Raw genomic sequence first — 16,222 nt, forward strand, 5'->3', positions numbered from 1 at the left:
GAACGGGATCGCCTGCGACTGGGAAGCATTGGTCACTGCCGAGCTCACGAATGGCGACACTGCTTATCACAGCGGAAAAGGTCATTGTCATGATTCCCCCTCACCACCCGCGCCCCAACGACACGGCTAGGGAAAAATGTATGTGATTGGGGACACCTTTTCAAGGATTCCTTTACTGCCGCCCACCCTTGACCTGCAATGCCGTCGCACCTACCGTTATTTCATCACTTGATGAATTACTCATCACCGGAGGCCACGATGTCCCATGTTGCCCACCAACCGGACCATGCCGCGCAGCCGGCAATCGAGGCTTCCGGCCTTCACGTCTCACGGGGCCGCACACGGATCCTCCGGGGTCTCGACTTCCGGGTGGAACAAGGACGGATCACAGGGCTGCTGGGGCCCTCAGGCAGCGGCAAAACCACGCTGATGCGCGGAATCGTAGGAGTCCAGCGAATCACCCGCGGTTCCATCAACGTCCTCGGCCGCCCCGCTGGCAGTGCGTCACTCAGGCACGACGTCGGGTACGTCACCCAGGGCGCCAGCGTCTACGGCGACCTCAGCGTCGAAGCCAATGTCAGATACTTCGGAGCCATGCACGGCGCGACGGCGGCGGACGTCACCGAAGCGATTGCCGCCGTCGGACTCCAGCCGTTTGCGCGGCAGAAGGCTGCGGACCTGTCCGGTGGACAGTTCAGCCGGGTGTCATTGGCCTGTGCCTTGGTGGCAAGGCCAAAGCTGCTGGTCCTCGACGAGCCCACGGTGGGTCTGGACCCGGTGCTCCGCGCCGAGCTGTGGGAGCGGTTCGCGGCGATGGCCGACGGCGGGACCACACTCCTGGTATCCAGCCACGTCATGGAGGAAGCCTCGCACTGCGCTTCCCTGCTGCTCTTGAGGGACGGCCTGCTCCTGGCGCAACTGACGCCCGACGAGTTGTCCGAACGCGGTCACAGCAACGATCTGGAGCGGGCCTTCCTGACCATGATCAAAGCAAGCGAAAGCCAACGGAACACTCTAGGCTTTCCCACGGAAAGGACGGTTGCGCCATGAATCCCCGGATGACGCTGGCGACCACTGCCCGCGTACTGGACCAGTTGCGGCACGACCACCGCAGTATCGCGCTGATCCTGGTGGTGCCGGCCCTGCTCCTCACGGCCGTTTACTACCTCTTCGAGAACGAAACGCTCCCACCGGGATTTCCGCGGACCTTCGACCGCGTGGGGCTGATAATGCTGGCCATTTTCCCCTTTGTGGTGATGTTCCTCGTTACCTCGATCACCATGCTGCGTGAGCGTACGTCCGGGACCCTGGAACGGCTCCTGACAACACCCATCCACAAGGCGGACCTGCTCTTCGGATACGCACTCGCTTTCTCGATCATGGCCGCACTGCAGTCCTTGGTGGCAACAGCAGTGGCCTACTGGATCTTCAACCTGGACATCAAGGGAAGCCCCGGATACGTGGTGATGATCGCCGTGATCAATGCCGTCCTGGGGGTGGCCCTGGGGCTGTTTTGTTCCGCCTTTGCACGGACCGAATTCCAGGCCGTCCAGTTCATGCCGGTCGTGGTGGTACCCCAAATATTGCTGTGCGGGCTTTTCGTCGCCCGTGATCACATGAACGAGGTCCTTGACGCCGTGGCAGGAGTCCTCCCCCTGACGTTCTCCGTGGACGCCCTGCAGGAAATCGCCAACAATTCCGAAGCCACGCAGGTACTCTGGCAGGACACTCTGGTCATGGCCGGAATCGTGGTGGGGGTGCTCGTCCTCGCCTCACTGACGCTGCGGAGGCAAACTTCATGAGCTTGCAGCCCCTGCGCCGGGGTCGGCGCAGTGCCGGGGACCACTCCCGGGAAGCTATCCTGGCAGTCGCCCGGAGACTCTTCTCGGAACAGGGATTCGACGGCACAAGCCTGCGTCAGGTGGCACGCGAAGCAGCGGTGGACCCGGCAATGGTGCACCACTTCTTCAAGGGCAAGGACGAGTTGTTCTCAGCCATTGTGGAACTGCCCGCCGATCCGGCGGAGGTGCTCGCGGGCGTGGAGTCGTTGGAACCTGCCGCCAGGCCTGAGGCGCTTGTCAGGGCGGTGCTCCTGCTGTGGGAAGGCCCTGCCCACCACGGCTTGGTGGCGTTCGCACGCGGCACCATCGGGTCGAAGGCCAAGACGGCGCTGCTCCGTGAAATGGTGTCCAGGACCATCCTCGCCCGTATCACCGCAGGCCTTCCCGGCGCCGAACAGGAAATCCGCCTGCGCGGCAACCTCGTGGCGTCCCAGATAGTTGGGCTCATGCTGGCCCGTTACGTGATCCGGCTGGAGCCACTGGCCTCTGCCGACAGGGAGGACGTCGTCCGGATCGTTGCTCCGACTATCCAGCGATACCTCACAGGGAACCTGGACGCTGAAGAGTAGGCGCTGAACAGTAACCGGGAGCCGTGGTTGGAGCCTGCGTTGGAAACAACCACGGGCTCCCGGTCGCCGTGGAGCTATTTGATGAGCTCGGTGGCCTGGTCGAGCAACGTCGTGACGCTGGCCAACGCCGCTTCTTCCGTCTTCCCGCCCATGCCAATGACGGAGATCAGCACGTTCTGGTCGACTGCCTGGGACATGATGACCGAGCCCTTGCCACCGCTTGAAAGTTCGGTATCCAAGCGGTAGGCGAACAACGCGTTTGCCGGCTTTTTCTCGCCCAAATCGGTAACGGTGATGGTGCTGCTGCCCGTGGGTCCGGACATCGTCATGGTGCTGCACTGGGCGATCTGGTTCTTGCCCTCCTGTGCCTTGGCTGCGATCTGATCGCCCAGACCAGTGCCAAGAGATATGGTGCTGACGCTGCCGGTGGCGGCGTCCTGGCTGACGCCGAAGGCTGCCTTGACGCCATCAAGGGGCTGCGCCAACGAACCCATGGCCATGTCTTCGCATACCGCGGGCTGAACGTCCATCTGGGCCATGAGCGCCTTGGACTGTTCCATCGCGCCGGACATGTCGGCGCTGGACATCACGTTCAGCTTTGCACCCTGCTTGTCCTTGATTTGGCCGAGGATGGCGGTGAGTTCCTCAAGCGTGTAAGCCTTCGCCGGCGTAGCGGTGGCCGTCGGCGTCGGCGTTTCACTGGCTGGCGTGGACGCCGCGTCAGTGGATGAACCGGCGCCGCCACAGCCCGAAAGGCCCATAACCAACAGACCCGCCGCGGCAAATCCGCGCAGAGCATTTTTATACATTTGTTCCCCAAAGGAAGTCGAGTGATGAGCTGACAAGCGTCAGCCGAGACAAGACTACAAGTTGGTGCGGCCGCACCGGGAACCGCACTAGAAAAGGACGGTCGCAAAGGTGCCGACTTGCTTGAAGCCCACCCGCTCGTATGTTGCGCGGGCTTTGGCGTTGTAATCGTTGACGTAGAGGCTCGTCACGGGAGCGAAAGTCCTGGAGAGGTTGACGACGGCGGCCATGTACCCGGCGCTTTGGCCGCGCCCCCGCAGGTCCGGATTCATCCAGACGCCTTGAACCTGGGTGGCATCGCCCGTGACTGCGCCCAGTTCAGCTTTGAAGACAACGGTGCCCTCAGCGTCGATGTGCACCAATGAGTGCCCCTGCCGGATCAAGCCGGCAACACGCCTGCTGTAGAAATCCTGTCCGCCCAGGAACGGCGAATACCCCACTTCTTCTTCGAACATGGCCGCACACGCCGGGAGTATCCGGTCAAAGTCTGCCATGGTGCCGAAGGTCAGTGAGGGGTTCGCTGGGATGTCGGGCCCTCCGGAGATGCTGAGCAGGGGTTGGCGTGGACGGACCTCGTGGGCGAAGTGTCCAAGTTGTTCAAACCGCGCGTACAGCGCCAGCACCGTGTCGGCCGGACCAAAGATCGAGGCGTAGCGGCGTCCGGCCTGGTGTGCCGCTGCGGCAACGCTGTCCACGAGCTCCGGGTGGAGTTGCACGGGCACAAGGTTTGCCCCTGCCCAACAGGCTCCGAGAAGAATGTCGTCGTCGAACACGCCAAAAATGCTTGCTCCCCCGCTGGTCGGGGCAGCCGTCCCCACGCTGTCCAGGTGCGACAGGATGAAGACGTTCGCTACGGGGTCTTCGTTCGCAAGCGCGCGAAGGGCCAGGGTGTCGGCACTGCCGAGCACCCTGACGCCCAGGCCAGTCCCGTTACGAGACGCTAACCACGGGGCTACCCTTGACAGCATCTTCGCCATCGGCCTCCCCCATCTCTTCGGCGATGCGCATCGCCTCTTCGATCAGTGTCTCAACAATCTGGCTTTCGGGCACGGTCTTGATGACTTCGCCCTTCACGAAGATCTGGCCCTTGCCATTGCCGGATGCCACGCCCAAGTCAGCTTCGCGGGCTTCACCGGGTCCATTCACGACGCAGCCCATGACGGCTACGCGCAGCGGAATTTCCATGCCTTCAAGACCGGCGGTCACCTGCTCGGCCAGGGTGTAGACGTCCACCTGGGCACGACCGCAGGAGGGGCAGGAAACGATCTCCAGCTTTCGCGGCCGCAGGTTCAGCGACTGGAGGATCTGGTTGCCTACCTTGATTTCCTCTACCGGCGGGGCAGAGAGGGAAACACGGATGGTGTCTCCGATGCCCCTGGATAGCAGGGCGCCAAAGGCGGTAGCCGATTTGATGGTGCCCTGGAAGGCAGGACCGGCCTCGGTCACGCCGAGGTGCAACGGCCAGTCTCCCTTTTCGGCCAGCATTTCGTAGGCGGCAACCATGACCACCGGGTCATTGTGCTTGACGGAGATCTTGAAATCGTGGAAGCCGTGCTCTTCGAACAACGAGGCTTCCCACACAGCCGATTCAACCAATGCCTCGGGCGTGGCCTTGCCGTACTTCTTGAGGATGCCCGGTTCCAGCGAGCCGGCGTTGACTCCGATCCGGATGGAGGTGCCGTGGTCCTTGGCAGCAGCTGCGATTTCCTTGACCTGGTCATCGAACTTGCGGATGTTGCCGGGGTTGACTCGGACGGCAGCACAGCCGGCCTCGATCGCAGCGAAAACATACTTCGGCTGGAAGTGGATATCGGCAATGACCGGGATCTGTGACTTCCGCGCAATGATCGGCAGCGCCTCCGCGTCGTCGGCGGAGGGGCAGGCAACCCGGACAATATCGCAGCCGGACGCCGTCAGTTCGGCGATCTGCTGCAGCGTGGCGTTAATGTCCGTAGTTGGAGTGGTGGTCATGGATTGCACGCTGATGGGGTAATCAGAACCGACGCCTACGGAGCCGACCTTGATCTGCCGGGTCTTGCGGCGGGGGGCAAGGACGGGTGGTGGTGCGGCTGGCATTCCCAGGCTGACCGAGGTCACGTGGACTCCTTGGGTTGGGGTGTATCTGGTGGTTGGCGCCTGAATCAGGAGGCGTGGCTGGAAAGGACGCCGATAACGGGCGACCATTCCGTGGTGCGGATCCCGGCAATTGCCCCGGCATCCGCGTAGGGATCCTGCTTGAGGAGATCATTGAGTTCGCCCTCGTGCTCAGACTTGAAGATCAGCAGCGCACCCGCTCCATCGGTGTACGGACCGCTGGCAAGCAGCTTGCCTTCATCTGCCAGGCCTCCCAGCCAGGCGCGGTGTGCGGGACGGGTTTCATCGCGGATTGCGCCGGACTCGGCGGCGAACACATACTCAACAGCGAAAACAGTCATGGAGTTAGCCTATCCCGCCGTGTTCCGAGTTCCGCCATCGCGGACTGCGCCGGACGCAGCGCAGTGCATCCACTCAGCCAAAGATGTTGACCGGTTTCACGATGTCCGCGTAGATCAGGAGTGCGCTCATGGCCATCAGCAAGGCGGCCACTACGTAGGTTGCCGGCAGGAGCTTGGCGATGTCGAAGGCACCCGGATCCGGTTTACCGCGGAGCCTGGCCACCCGGCGTCGAACGCCTTCGTACAGCGCGCCGGCCACATGGCCGCCGTCGAGGGGAAGCAAGGGGACAAGGTTGAAGATTGCGAGGGCAAAGTTCAGCCCTGCCAGCAACCCGATCAAGGTGCCCACCCGGGCCTGCAGCGGAACCTGTTCCATGGCCGCAACTTCGCCTGCCACCCGACCGACGCCCACCACGCTGACGGGACCGTTAGGATCGCGCGGCTCCTCGCTGAAGGCAGCCTTTGCGACCCCCACGACCCTGGCGGGAAGGTTGAAGATCACACCGGAAATCTGCTTGATGTTCTCCCCCGCCATGGGCAGGACGCTCGACGCCGGTTGCGGCACCAGGGCGCTCTTGGCGCCAATGCCGAGGAATCCGACGTCCTGGTATTTCAAGGCGCCTCCGGAATCCTGTTCCTGGCGTCCATCGGTTCCGATGACGGGCCTGGAGGACAGCACGGGCGTGACGGTGGTGGAGAGGACGGAGCCGTTGCGCTCAACGGTGATGGGCACCTCCTTGCCAGCCGAAGCACGGATCCAGCCGGTCAGCTCGTCCCAGCTCGTCACAGTCTTGCCGTCGAAGGACTTGACGGTGTCGTTGGGTTGGAGGCCTGCTGCCGCCGCCGGCGTCAGCTTGCAGTCTGCCGAATCCGGATCCACTGTCTGGCCCGCCGCCACCTGGCATTTTGAGACGTCGGCGATGGTGGTGGTGGCTTGTGCCGTGCCGAATCCCATCAGCAGGACCGCGGTGAGCACCAAACCGATGAGGAGGTTCATCGCCGGACCGCCCAGCATGATGATGATTTTTTTCCAGACCGGAAGTTTGTAGAAGACCCTGTTCTCGTCGCCGGGCCCGACTTCCTCGTGGGCAACGGACCTGGCCTCGGAGGCCAGTGTCTGGAACATGCCGGTGCTGGAAGGACGGACACCGCCGTCTTCTTTGTTGGGCGGATACATGCCGATCATGGCCACATAACCACCCAGCGGGAGGGCCTTGAAGCCGTACTCGGTCTCGCCCTTTTTCCGCGACCAGAGAGTGGGACCGAACCCGATCATGTATTTGGTCACCCGCACCTTGAAAAGCTTCGCCGGGACCAGATGGCCTACCTCGTGGAGGGCAATGGAGACCGCGACGCCGAGTGCGACGAAGACGACTCCGAGGATAAAGAGAAGGACTGGGCTCATGCGGGAAAGGCTGCTTCCATGATGGCTGGGTGGTGTGGCTAGGAGGTGCTGGTAGCTAAACGATCGTGGGTTCGGGCTCGTGCCCACACTTCAGCTTCCAACACTGAGTCAACCGTTAGCTCTGAGGATCCTGAATGTTCACTGAGGACGGACTCCACAGTATCCACGATGTCCGTGAAACGGATGCGTCCGGCGTGGAAAGCCTCCACCGCTTCCTCATTGGCCGCATTGAAAACGGCGGGGAAGGTGCTCGCCTGCTTGGCTGCGTCCTTCGCGAGTTCCACGGCAGGGAAGGCAATGGAATCCAACGGTTCAAAAGTCCAACTGGCGGCTCGTGTCCAATCGCAAGCCTGGGCGGCGCGGGGCACCCTGTCCGGCCAGCCGAGGCCCAGGGCGATGGGCAGCCGCATATCCGGCGGGGAGGCCTGGGCGATGATGGAGCCGTCCACGAACTGCACCATGGAGTGCACCACGGACTGGGGGTGGACTACGACGTCGATCCTGTCCAGGGGTACATCGAAGAGCAAGTGCGCCTCGATCACTTCCAGCCCCTTGTTCACAAGGCTGGCCGAGTTGGTGGTGACCATCAGGCCCATGTCCCATGTGGGGTGGGCCAGCGCCTCCTGGGGTGTCACGTCCCGGAGCTGCTCCCTGGAACGCCCGCGGAAAGGTCCGCCGGAAGCCGTAAGGATCAGCTTCTCGACTTCCTGGGCCGAACCCGAACGAAGGCACTGCGCAATGGCCGAGTGTTCTGAGTCCACCGGTACGATCTGGCCCGGTCGGGCAGCGGCCTTGACCAGGGCTCCCCCCACAATGAGCGACTCTTTGTTCGCGAGCGCCAGTGTGGCCCCCGAGGCCAAGGCGGCAAGGGTGGGCGCGAGGCCGATGGAACCCGTGATGCCATTGAGGACGACATCGGCGGCGATGGCAGCAATGTGGGTTGAGGCGTTGGGGCCAACGAAGATCTCCGGCGAGTAGCCGGCGAGTCCGGACTTTGCGGCTTGGTGGTCGATAAGTTCCCGTAGTTTTGCGGCCTCGCCTTTGGCGACACCCACGGCCTGCGCCTGCGTGTGCACTGCCTGCTGCGCAATCAGCTTCGGATTTCCGCCTCCGGCACTCAGGGCCACCACCTCGAAGAGGTGGGGAGCGGCGTCGATCACCTCTATTGCCTGCGTGCCGATTGAACCGGTGGACCCGAGGATGACGATCTTGCGCGGCTGCATGACTCTAGTATCCCAGCCGCCGCGGGGACGGGCGAAACCCTTGGCTGCGTATGTGGGAAAGCGCTGTTGGGCCGAAGGGTCCCACGCGTAGCGTAGGACGCATGGAGTGGTTCTCCTGGGTTGATGCGTGGGACTACGAGTTCGCGCGGCAAGTCCTGCAGCGGGGAGTCGCCGCGCTGTACCTGGTTGCCTTCCTTTCCACGCTCAACCAGTTCCCGGCGCTCCTGGGGGAACGCGGGCTTCTTCCCGCCCCGGCCATCCTGGACATGGCCCGCAGGATGCGCCGCCCCACGCTCTTCCGCCGGCGTTACTCGGACAAGCTCCTGCGCGGGGTTTGCTGGATCGGTCTGGCCGTATCCGCCTTGCTGGTGCTTGGGGTGCCCCAGGCAGGTCCGCCATGGCTGCCGATGCTGGCTTTCCTCGGCCTCTGGTTCCTCTATATGTCGATCGTGAATATCGGGCAGACGTTTTATGGCTTCGGCTGGGAGATCCTGTTGCTTGAGGCCGGATTCACCGTTGCCTTCCTTGGCTCCGACCAGACTCCCCCGCCTGTGACCATCCTGGTGATGATCGTGTGGCTGGTCTTCAGGCTTGAGTTTGGCGCCGGCATGATCAAGATCCGCGGCGGCCGGGAGTGGAGGGACATGACGGCGATGTTCTACCATCACGAAACCCAGCCGATGCCCGGGCCGCTGAGCCGGCAAGCCCACCTTCTCCCCCGCCCGCTGCACAAGGCGGAGGTGGTGGGCAACCACTTCGCCCAACTGGTGGTTCCGTTCTTCCTGTTCGCTCCCCAGCCGCTGGCGGGCATCGCTGCCGGGATCATCGTGGCAACCCAGTTGTGGCTCGTGGCCAGCGGCAATTTCGCCTGGCTCAACTGGGCTGCGATCATCCTGGCCTTCGCCGCCGTCAGCGATCCGGTGGCCCATGCCGTGTTTCCCTTCATCCCGCTTGAGTGGCACCGTGGCGCTGAGACACCGGTCTGGTGGCTCGTCGTCGTACTCGCCGTGACGTTGCTGCTGCTGGTGCTCAGCTACCGGCCGCTCCTGAACCTGTTCTCCAGGCAGCAGCTCATGAACGCGAGTTTCAACCGGTGGCGGCTGGTAAACGCGTACGGAGCGTTCGGTACGGTCACCAAGCAACGGATCGAAGTGGTGGTGGAAGGGACAAGCCAGGAGGCCCCCGACTCGGCGGACGAGCACTGGCTTGAGTATGGGTTCAAGGGAAAGCCCGGCGACGTCAGGAGGCTCCCGCGGCAGTGGGCGCCCTACCACCTCCGCTTGGACTGGCTGATGTGGTTCCTGCCGCTCAGGACAATCTACGAGGACTGGTTCCTCGCGTTCCTCACCAAACTGTTGGAGGCGGACCAACCCACGCTTCGGCTGTTGCGTGAAGACCCGTTCGACGGCGGACGGCCGCGCTGGGTGCGCGTCCGCACCTGCCTTTACAGGTTCAGCACGCGGGAGGAGTTCCGCCGGACAGGCGAGCGCTGGGTCCGGACGCCGCTGTATGAGGCTGTTCCTCCGATGTCCCTGCCGCCGGGCCACGGCTAGACAGCGGCGTCGGCTAGACAGCGGCGTCGGCCAACCCCTGGCTTTCCTCGGTCAGGGCACGCTTGCTGCGCTTGGTGGCGGGTTGGGCCACCGCCTTGTGTTCCACCGTTTCCGCCGCAATGTACAGGCCTTCGCGGTTCAGGTGCCGGGAGTAGCTCGAATCGAGGTAGAGCGTGGGAAACGAGTCCTCACTGTTCATCTCCGCAGCCTTGGCAAGTAGCGCGCCGTAGAGGTACTCCTTCACGGCCCCGGCCCCGGCTCCGCCGCCGTAAACGTAGGCAACCTCGGTGGTGGCGCCGACCACGGCGAGCACCCTGCCGAATTGCTCGGCCACTTCCTTGGCAAAGAACATGGTTTCTTCGTCGACGTACCCCTTCACGCGGTCGTAGAAGTTCAGTTTCAGCGGCGAGGGACCGGCATGCAGGTACTCGGAAAGTTGCTTGCGGGAAGTGAACCCGGTCTGGAAGCCGCGGTCCCGCATTGCCTTCATGGCGTCCGTGAGAACGGATCCGTAGCCTTTCTTGAACGTCATGGATGCGTCAGCGTTGAACTGACCGGCAGTGAACACCGGGAAGTTGACCGTACCTTCTCCGATGTCGATGCCGATGGTGTGCTGGGCTGCGAGGACGTCCGCCGGAGTAATGCCCTCCAGTGGAAGGCCGCGGCGACGCACGTCCGAAAGCATGGCCTCCATCAAAGGCTCACCCTTGGCGGTAATGGCGTACTGGGCGGAAGCGCCTTCCGGTATGACTCGCACGTCCATGAAGCGCAGCTTGACGGTTACCGGGGTCTCGAAGTTGTGCACCGTGACGGTATGGATCCCACTCATGAACTCCGCCGCGTAACTGGTGCGATGCGAGAGGTATACGTTGATGGGCAACGCCAGGGCAACGCGGGCGCGCACACTCAACACTTCTTCAGCGGGCGGGAGGGTGCCGTTGACGCGCACATGGTCGCGGACGGCCTTGGCGGCAAAGGCGCCCAGGACCAGGATCTTGCTGAGTTCCTGCTGCGCCTTGCTGCGGTGGCCGATTACGTCGAACTCCTCGAACGCACCCTGTGCGCTCAAGGCCCGCACCCCGAACAGTCGCCGGTATTGGTCGCCTATGAGGGGAGAGGAAAAGCTCACATCCAACTCGTTGTAGAAGTCGCCTTCCATCTTGGCCGGCGCTTCCCTGTCCGGCGCAGGCAGCGCATTGGACCGGGTGATCAGGGCCACCCCGCTGGGAAGGTCGATCACATCGGCGTCCGACGCCCCGGAACTGTGAGGTCCTCTGATGAGTCCTTTGACGTATCCGTTGCCAACGTCGATGCCGCCGGTGAGGTTTGTTGAAATGGTCACGGGAAAGTCCCTTCAGTCAAAGTTGGTAAGTGGGATGCCGGAGTTATCGGCCCGGCGCGTTGCCACGTCTGCGGTTCAGCGCCGCAGTTGCGCAAAAAGGTCGTTGACGTCGACGGGCATGTTTGGTGATTGCTCCGCTTGTTGGCGTGCCGGGGCCGGAACAGCGCTGGTTTCGGGTTCGGCAGCAGGTGCCGGTACCCGTCCTCCATCGGGAATTTGCACTACGGGCCTATTGACGATGTCCACGTAGCCGTGGCGCTCGATGCTCTCGCGGATCAGCATGCGGATTGAGAGGGATTGGTTATCCTGCATCTCCATCCAAGCCGCAACGGCCTCGTCCGCATTGGGAACATTGAGGCGGTACCGGTGTGGTGGCTGCTTCGCGGGGCCCTGATTCCGGGATTCGGGCACGTGGTTCTCCTTCTCTGGCGTTCACGCGTGCACGCAAGGAGGCCCGGAATGGACCCGCCTGAGGCCGGAACCTGGCCTGGAATGCACCGCTTACAAACCGGAAGTGGCTCGAAAGCGGTAATCGTGACGGCGACCTCGCCAGTCTTTCGCGCCCGGTCCTTGCCCCGGCACGGGCAGCACTTGCCCTAGCCGCCGCTTCGCGGCTGTGCCGTGGATTCCCGAACCACCAGGTGGGTGGCAAGTTCCACACGACGGGAGTCGATGTCCTCCCCGCGCATCTGCCTCAGGATGAAGTTCAAGGCGGAGCGCCCCATGTCCTGCAGGGGTTGTGAGACGGATGTCAGCGGCGGTACGGACTCCTCGGCCTGATGGGTTCCGTCGAAGCCCACCAGGCTCATCTCGTCGGGAATACGGACGTCCTGGCGCCTGGCCTCCGCCAACACCCCCAACGCAATGCTGTCGCTGGCTGCAAAGATGGCCGTGGGCGGATCTTCCAGGGCGAGCAGGGACCTCATTGCCCGCACGCCGTTGGCTGGCCGGAACGCGCCTGCGGAAACATACTCATGCTGGACGCTGATGCCCTCGGCCATCAGCGCCGCCATATATCCGTGGAGCCTTGCCTGGCTGCACTCCGCCGACTCCGGACCGCCGATGTAGGCAATCTTCCGGTGTCCCAGCTCCAGCAGGTGCGTGGCGGCCGCCTTGCCCCCGGCCCAGTTGCTGGCGCCGACACTGAAGACTTCCGCAGGCGGGGGGTTGAGGGGATCAACCACCACGATCGGTATGCTCCGCCGTTGGAAGGCGTGCAACTGAGCCGAATCGAACGCCGAAGTCACCACGATCATGCCGCTGCGCCGTTCGTCGATCATGCGCTGGGCCCGTTCCTCCGGGCTCAATGGGGAAGCCTCCTGGCGGCTCGTTACCGAGAGGACCACCTCCATATCGGAAGCCGCAGCCTGCGCCAGGACGCCGTTGAGCACTTCCACCGCGTAGGCCGAGTTGAGTGAGTCGAACACGGCCTCCACCGTTCGCCGGGCCGGAACGCTCCTGCGTTGGAGCGGCGATTTGTACCCTGTGCGCTCCAAGGCGGCGAGGACGCGAAGCCTGGTTCCCTCTGCGACATCGGCCCGCCCGTTAATCACCTTGGAAACCGTGGGCGTCGATACGCCGGCCTCCTCAGCGACGGCGGCCAAGGTCAGCTTCGACGGCTGACTGCTATCCATGTCTCCTGCTTTCGAAATAATTTCGGCCTGTTCGATCATGCATCGGTTTCGCCCGAAAGAGCAATATCTCCTCACATGGAAGCAAGAATCAGGTCTTGACGGACTCGCGAATGCCCTTTAGTTTAGACCGTGATCTAAATCATGGTTGCGAAATATTTCGAGTTATTTCGGAACCTTACCTTGTCCAAGCACCCGCACATACTGTCCAAACATGCACAACACATGGAGAAGCAATGAAGCAATTCCAGTCCTCCCGCCGTTCGTTCCTGGCCCTGGCTGCCCTGGTTCCCTTCGCGGCCGCGGCAACCACTGCTTGCGGCACATCCGGTCCCGGCGGATCCGGCGGAGGCGGTGGGGCCAGTATGTGGTTCCTGACAGGTGAGCCGAACCAGACCACCATGCAGAAAGCCGTGGACGCCTTCGGTGCAGCCAACCCGGACAACAAGATCGCGGTCACGTACTTCCAGAACGATGCCTACAAGACAAAGATCAAGACCGCCATCGGCGCAGGCCAGGCCCCCACCATTGTCTACGGCTGGGGTGGCGGCGGCTTGAAGACCTATGCCGAAGCCAACCAGGTGGAAGACCTGACGGCCTGGTTCGATGCCAACCCGGACCTCAAGAAGAAGTTCTTCCCTTCCTCCTTCGGCGCAGCGACCGTCAACGGCAAGATCTACGCATTGCCCAACCAGTACGTCGCTCCGATCGTGCTCTTCTACAACAAGGAACTCTTCAACAAGGCAGGCGTGCAGCCGCCCAAGACCTGGGACGATGTCATGTCCTTGGTGAAGACCTTCAACGACATGGGTGTGGCGCCGTTTTCGCTGGGCGGCCAGTCGCGCTGGACCTCCATGATGTGGCTGGAGTACTTGTTGGACCGCATCGGCGGTTCCGAGGTCTTCAACGCGATCTTCGAAGGCAAGCCCGACTCTTGGAAGCACCCTGCGGTCATCGAGACCGGCACCAAGATCCAGGAGCTTGTCTCGGCAGATGGCTTCATCAAGGGCTTCTCCTCCATCACCGCCGATTCAAAGGCGGACCAAGCGTTGCTGTACACCGGCAAGGCAGCCATGATGCTCCAGGGCTCCTGGACCTATGGCGCAATGAAGAAGGAAGGTCAGAACTTCGTCCAGGACGGCAAGCTCGGCTTCGTCCATTTCCCCACTGTTCCCGGTGGCAAGGGTGACCCCAAGAGCGGCGTCGGAAATCCGGCCCAGTACATGTCCATCTCTGCCAAGGCCTCCGACAAGGAAAAGGAAACTGCCAAGAAGTTCTTCAAGGAAGGCATCATGACCGACACCGTCATCGAGGCCTACATCAACTCCGGGTCGGTACCGATTGTGAACGGCATCGAAGACAAGTTGGCCTCCTCCCCGGACAAGGACTTCCTTAACTTCGTGTACGACCTCGCAAAGAACGCACCCAACTTCCAGCAGTCCTGGGACCAAGCGCTCAGCCCCACAGCCGCAGAGGCCCTCCTGAACAACATCGACCAGCTCTTCCTGAAGTCGATCACCCCGCAGCAGTTCGCCGAGAACATGAACGCAACCCTGGGCAAATGAGCACCTCAACAGCAACCAGGGCGGCGGCCCGCCGACCTGTCGATAAATCCAAGGGGCAAAGGAACTCAGCCCTCGCGTGGTTGACGCTGCCGGCGCTGCTTTTCTTCGTTGTCTTCGCGGTGGTACCCCTTGTTGGAGTGCTCCTCCTGAGCTTCGCCAACTGGGACGGCATCGGAGCCATCGGAGCCGCGGGTATGGAGAACTGGACGTCGGTCCTGACTGATCCCGGCCTGTACAACGCGCTCGGGCTGACGTTCCTCATCATGATTGTTTCGTGGCTCGTCCAAACGCCCATCAGCCTGCTGCTGGGAGTCTTCACCGCGGGAAGCCAGAAGTATCGGGCGGCTTTGGCCGTCCTCTACTTCCTGCCGCTCCTGCTCTCATCAGCCGCCGTCGCAATTGCCTTCAAGGCGCTGCTGGACCCGAACTTCGGCTTGGCCATGGGGCTGGGACTGCCGTTCCTGGCGCAGGACTGGCTCGGCGTCCCGCAACTCGCACTGGGCTTGGTCATCTTCGTCATCGCCTGGCAATTCGTTCCTTTCCACACCCTGATCTACCAAGGCGGCGTCCGCCAAATTCCCAAGTCCTTGTACGAGGCGGCGCAGATCGATGGCGCGGGAACCATCAAGCAGTTCTTCCACATCACGCTCCCCCAGCTCAAGTACACGATCATCACTTCCTCCACACTCATGGTGGTGGGATCGTTGACCTACTTCGACCTGATCTTCGTGCTGACAGGCGGCGGTCCGGGCAACTCCACGAGGATCCTGGCCCTGGACATGTACCTGCGGGGATTCCGGGCCAACCTCATGGGCCCCGCAAGTGTGATCGCTGTGATCCTGGTTGCCATCGGCCTTGCCCTTGCCTTGTTCCTCCAGCGCCTCGGCGGCAAGGACAAACAGGGCAGCCAATTGGAAGGTATGTAGCGTGAGCACAGTTCTTACACCACAGCAGCAATCGTCCGCGGCCGGTTCTCCTGCCAAGGCCCCGGTGAACCGCCAGAGTCTGTGGAGCCGAATCAGGAGGCTCAATATTCCGGGCGGCCTTGGAGGCTGGATGTGGCTGGCCGTCATCATCATTCCGGTGTACTACATCGTTATCACCAGCCTGAAGACCTCTGAAGGATACTTCGGCCAGAACCCGCTGGCCCCGCCGCTCTCGCCGACGTTGGAGAACTACCAACTGGTCCTCCAATCCGATTTCGCCAAGTACTTCATGAACAGCGTGATGGTCACCCTCGGTGCGGTAATTCCGACTGTCTTGATTTCCTTCATGGCCGCTTTCGCGATTGTTCGTGGCCGGGGCAGGTTCCTGAAGTTCGTCAACGGCATGTTCCTGATGGGCTTGGCCATTCCCCTGCAGGCAACCATCATCCCGATCTACCTGATGATCATCCGGTTGAACCTCTATGACAGCCTGCTTGCCATCATGTTGCCCTCAATCGCCTTCGCCATCCCCCTGACCGTCCTGATCCTGTCCAACTTCATCAGGGACGTGCCGAACGAACTCTTCGAGTCGATGCGGCTGGACGGCTGCAGCGAATGGCAAACGATGTGGCGGTTGGCATTGCCGCTGACAAGGCCCGCGATCGTCACGGTTTCCATCTACAACGGCCTGCACGTATGGAACGGCTTCCTGCTGCCGCTGGTACTTACCCAAAGTCCGGACCTGCGCGTTCTGCCGTTGGGACTGTGGACGTTCCAAGGCGAATTTAGCGTCAACATCCCTGCAGTGCTGGCCTCGGTTGTGCTGAGCACCCTGCCCATCCTGGTGCTGTACGTCGTCGGACGCCGACAACTGCTCAGCGGCTTGACGGCCGGCTTTAGCAAGTAACTGCTTACCGCAGTAGAA

At 62.4% G+C, this 16,222-nt stretch carries 16 protein-coding genes; 7 read left to right on the forward strand and 9 right to left on the reverse strand.

Annotated elements, in window-relative coordinates; all coding sequences use genetic code 11:
- The first annotated feature begins 258 nt into the window (after positions 1 to 258).
- The 3 genes from ACIPY2_RS15645 to ACIPY2_RS15655 are packed head-to-tail and all read left to right on the forward strand — an operon-like array spanning position 259 to position 2,410.
- A complete protein-coding gene (locus tag ACIPY2_RS15645; protein ID WP_400267439.1) occupies positions 259 to 1,050 on the forward strand; it encodes an ABC transporter ATP-binding protein in 792 nt (263 codons plus the stop codon).
- A gap of 8 nt (positions 1,051 to 1,058) precedes the next feature.
- Positions 1,059 to 1,802 carry an ABC transporter permease gene (locus ACIPY2_RS15650; RefSeq protein ID WP_400267440.1) on the forward strand — a complete coding sequence of 248 codons (744 nt, stop codon included), beginning with the start codon at positions 1,059 to 1,061 and terminating at the stop codon, positions 1,800 to 1,802.
- Positions 1,799 to 2,410, forward strand: a complete 612-nt coding sequence (locus tag ACIPY2_RS15655) for a TetR family transcriptional regulator (RefSeq protein WP_400267307.1) — start codon at positions 1,799 to 1,801, stop codon at positions 2,408 to 2,410. Before ACIPY2_RS15650 ends, ACIPY2_RS15655 begins: the two co-directional genes overlap by 4 nt.
- A gap of 74 nt (positions 2,411 to 2,484) precedes the next feature.
- Here the strand turns inward: ACIPY2_RS15655 and ACIPY2_RS15660 are convergent, their stop codons facing one another.
- The 6 genes from ACIPY2_RS15660 to dxr all read right to left on the reverse strand — a co-directional run bounded on the left by ACIPY2_RS15660 (position 2,485) and on the right by dxr (position 8,280).
- Positions 2,485 to 3,219, reverse strand: coding sequence for a hypothetical protein (locus tag ACIPY2_RS15660; RefSeq protein ID WP_400267308.1), 735 nt, complete (start codon positions 3,217 to 3,219; stop codon positions 2,485 to 2,487).
- Positions 3,220 to 3,306: 87 nt separating this feature from the next.
- Positions 3,307 to 4,185, reverse strand: a complete 879-nt coding sequence (locus tag ACIPY2_RS15665; protein WP_400267441.1) for a GNAT family N-acetyltransferase — start codon at positions 4,183 to 4,185, stop codon at positions 3,307 to 3,309.
- Positions 4,148 to 5,314 (reverse strand): flavodoxin-dependent (E)-4-hydroxy-3-methylbut-2-enyl-diphosphate synthase, encoded by a 1,167-nt coding sequence (ispG, locus tag ACIPY2_RS15670; protein WP_387433889.1) that lies wholly within the window; start codon positions 5,312 to 5,314, stop codon positions 4,148 to 4,150. Before ispG ends, ACIPY2_RS15665 begins: the two co-directional genes overlap by 38 nt.
- 44 nt (positions 5,315 to 5,358) lie before the next feature.
- Positions 5,359 to 5,652: a YciI family protein gene (locus ACIPY2_RS15675; protein ID WP_400267309.1), complete on the reverse strand. Its 294-nt coding sequence runs from the start codon at positions 5,650 to 5,652 to the stop codon at positions 5,359 to 5,361.
- Positions 5,653 to 5,725: 73 nt separating this feature from the next.
- The gene (locus ACIPY2_RS15680) at positions 5,726 to 7,057 is read right to left on the reverse strand and encodes a M50 family metallopeptidase (protein WP_400267310.1); all 1,332 of its coding nucleotides are present in this window, start codon (positions 7,055 to 7,057) and stop codon (positions 5,726 to 5,728) included.
- A 38-nt stretch (positions 7,058 to 7,095) separates the two neighbouring features.
- On the reverse strand, positions 7,096 to 8,280 hold the full coding sequence (dxr, locus tag ACIPY2_RS15685) for a 1-deoxy-D-xylulose-5-phosphate reductoisomerase (RefSeq protein ID WP_400267311.1): 1,185 nt from the start codon (positions 8,278 to 8,280) through the stop codon (positions 7,096 to 7,098).
- 101 nt (positions 8,281 to 8,381) lie between these two features.
- On the opposite strand from dxr, the gene ACIPY2_RS15690 reads away from it, so the two are divergent.
- Positions 8,382 to 9,833 (forward strand): lipase maturation factor family protein, encoded by a 1,452-nt coding sequence (locus tag ACIPY2_RS15690; protein WP_400267312.1) that lies wholly within the window; start codon positions 8,382 to 8,384, stop codon positions 9,831 to 9,833.
- Positions 9,834 to 9,846: 13 nt separating this feature from the next.
- Here the strand turns inward: ACIPY2_RS15690 and ACIPY2_RS15695 are convergent, their stop codons facing one another.
- The 3 genes from ACIPY2_RS15695 to ACIPY2_RS15705 form a co-directional block, all read right to left on the reverse strand.
- Positions 9,847 to 11,175 carry a hypothetical protein gene (locus tag ACIPY2_RS15695; RefSeq protein ID WP_400267313.1) on the reverse strand — a complete coding sequence of 443 codons (1,329 nt, stop codon included), beginning with the start codon at positions 11,173 to 11,175 and terminating at the stop codon, positions 9,847 to 9,849.
- A gap of 75 nt (positions 11,176 to 11,250) precedes the next feature.
- Positions 11,251 to 11,586: a hypothetical protein gene (locus tag ACIPY2_RS15700; protein WP_400267314.1), complete on the reverse strand. Its 336-nt coding sequence runs from the start codon at positions 11,584 to 11,586 to the stop codon at positions 11,251 to 11,253.
- 185 nt (positions 11,587 to 11,771) lie between these two features.
- The gene (locus ACIPY2_RS15705) at positions 11,772 to 12,809 is read right to left on the reverse strand and encodes a LacI family DNA-binding transcriptional regulator (RefSeq protein ID WP_400267315.1); all 1,038 of its coding nucleotides are present in this window, start codon (positions 12,807 to 12,809) and stop codon (positions 11,772 to 11,774) included.
- Between the two features lie 233 nt (positions 12,810 to 13,042).
- On the opposite strand from ACIPY2_RS15705, the gene ACIPY2_RS15710 reads away from it, so the two are divergent.
- From ACIPY2_RS15710 to ACIPY2_RS15720, 3 genes are read left to right on the forward strand one after another with little or no spacing between them, the layout of a single operon-like run.
- The gene (locus ACIPY2_RS15710) at positions 13,043 to 14,371 is read left to right on the forward strand and encodes an extracellular solute-binding protein (protein WP_400267316.1); all 1,329 of its coding nucleotides are present in this window, start codon (positions 13,043 to 13,045) and stop codon (positions 14,369 to 14,371) included.
- On the forward strand, positions 14,368 to 15,297 hold the full coding sequence (locus ACIPY2_RS15715; protein WP_400267317.1) for a carbohydrate ABC transporter permease: 930 nt from the start codon (positions 14,368 to 14,370) through the stop codon (positions 15,295 to 15,297). The genes ACIPY2_RS15710 and ACIPY2_RS15715 overlap by 4 nt, the downstream gene beginning before the upstream one ends.
- 1 nt (position 15,298) lies before the next feature.
- Positions 15,299 to 16,204, forward strand: a complete 906-nt coding sequence (locus ACIPY2_RS15720) for a carbohydrate ABC transporter permease (RefSeq protein WP_400267318.1) — start codon at positions 15,299 to 15,301, stop codon at positions 16,202 to 16,204.
- The last annotated feature ends 18 nt before the right edge of the window (positions 16,205 to 16,222 follow it).

Source organism: Paenarthrobacter sp. NPDC089675, assembly GCF_044749185.1.
Classification (GTDB): Bacteria; Actinomycetota; Actinomycetes; order Actinomycetales; family Micrococcaceae; genus Arthrobacter.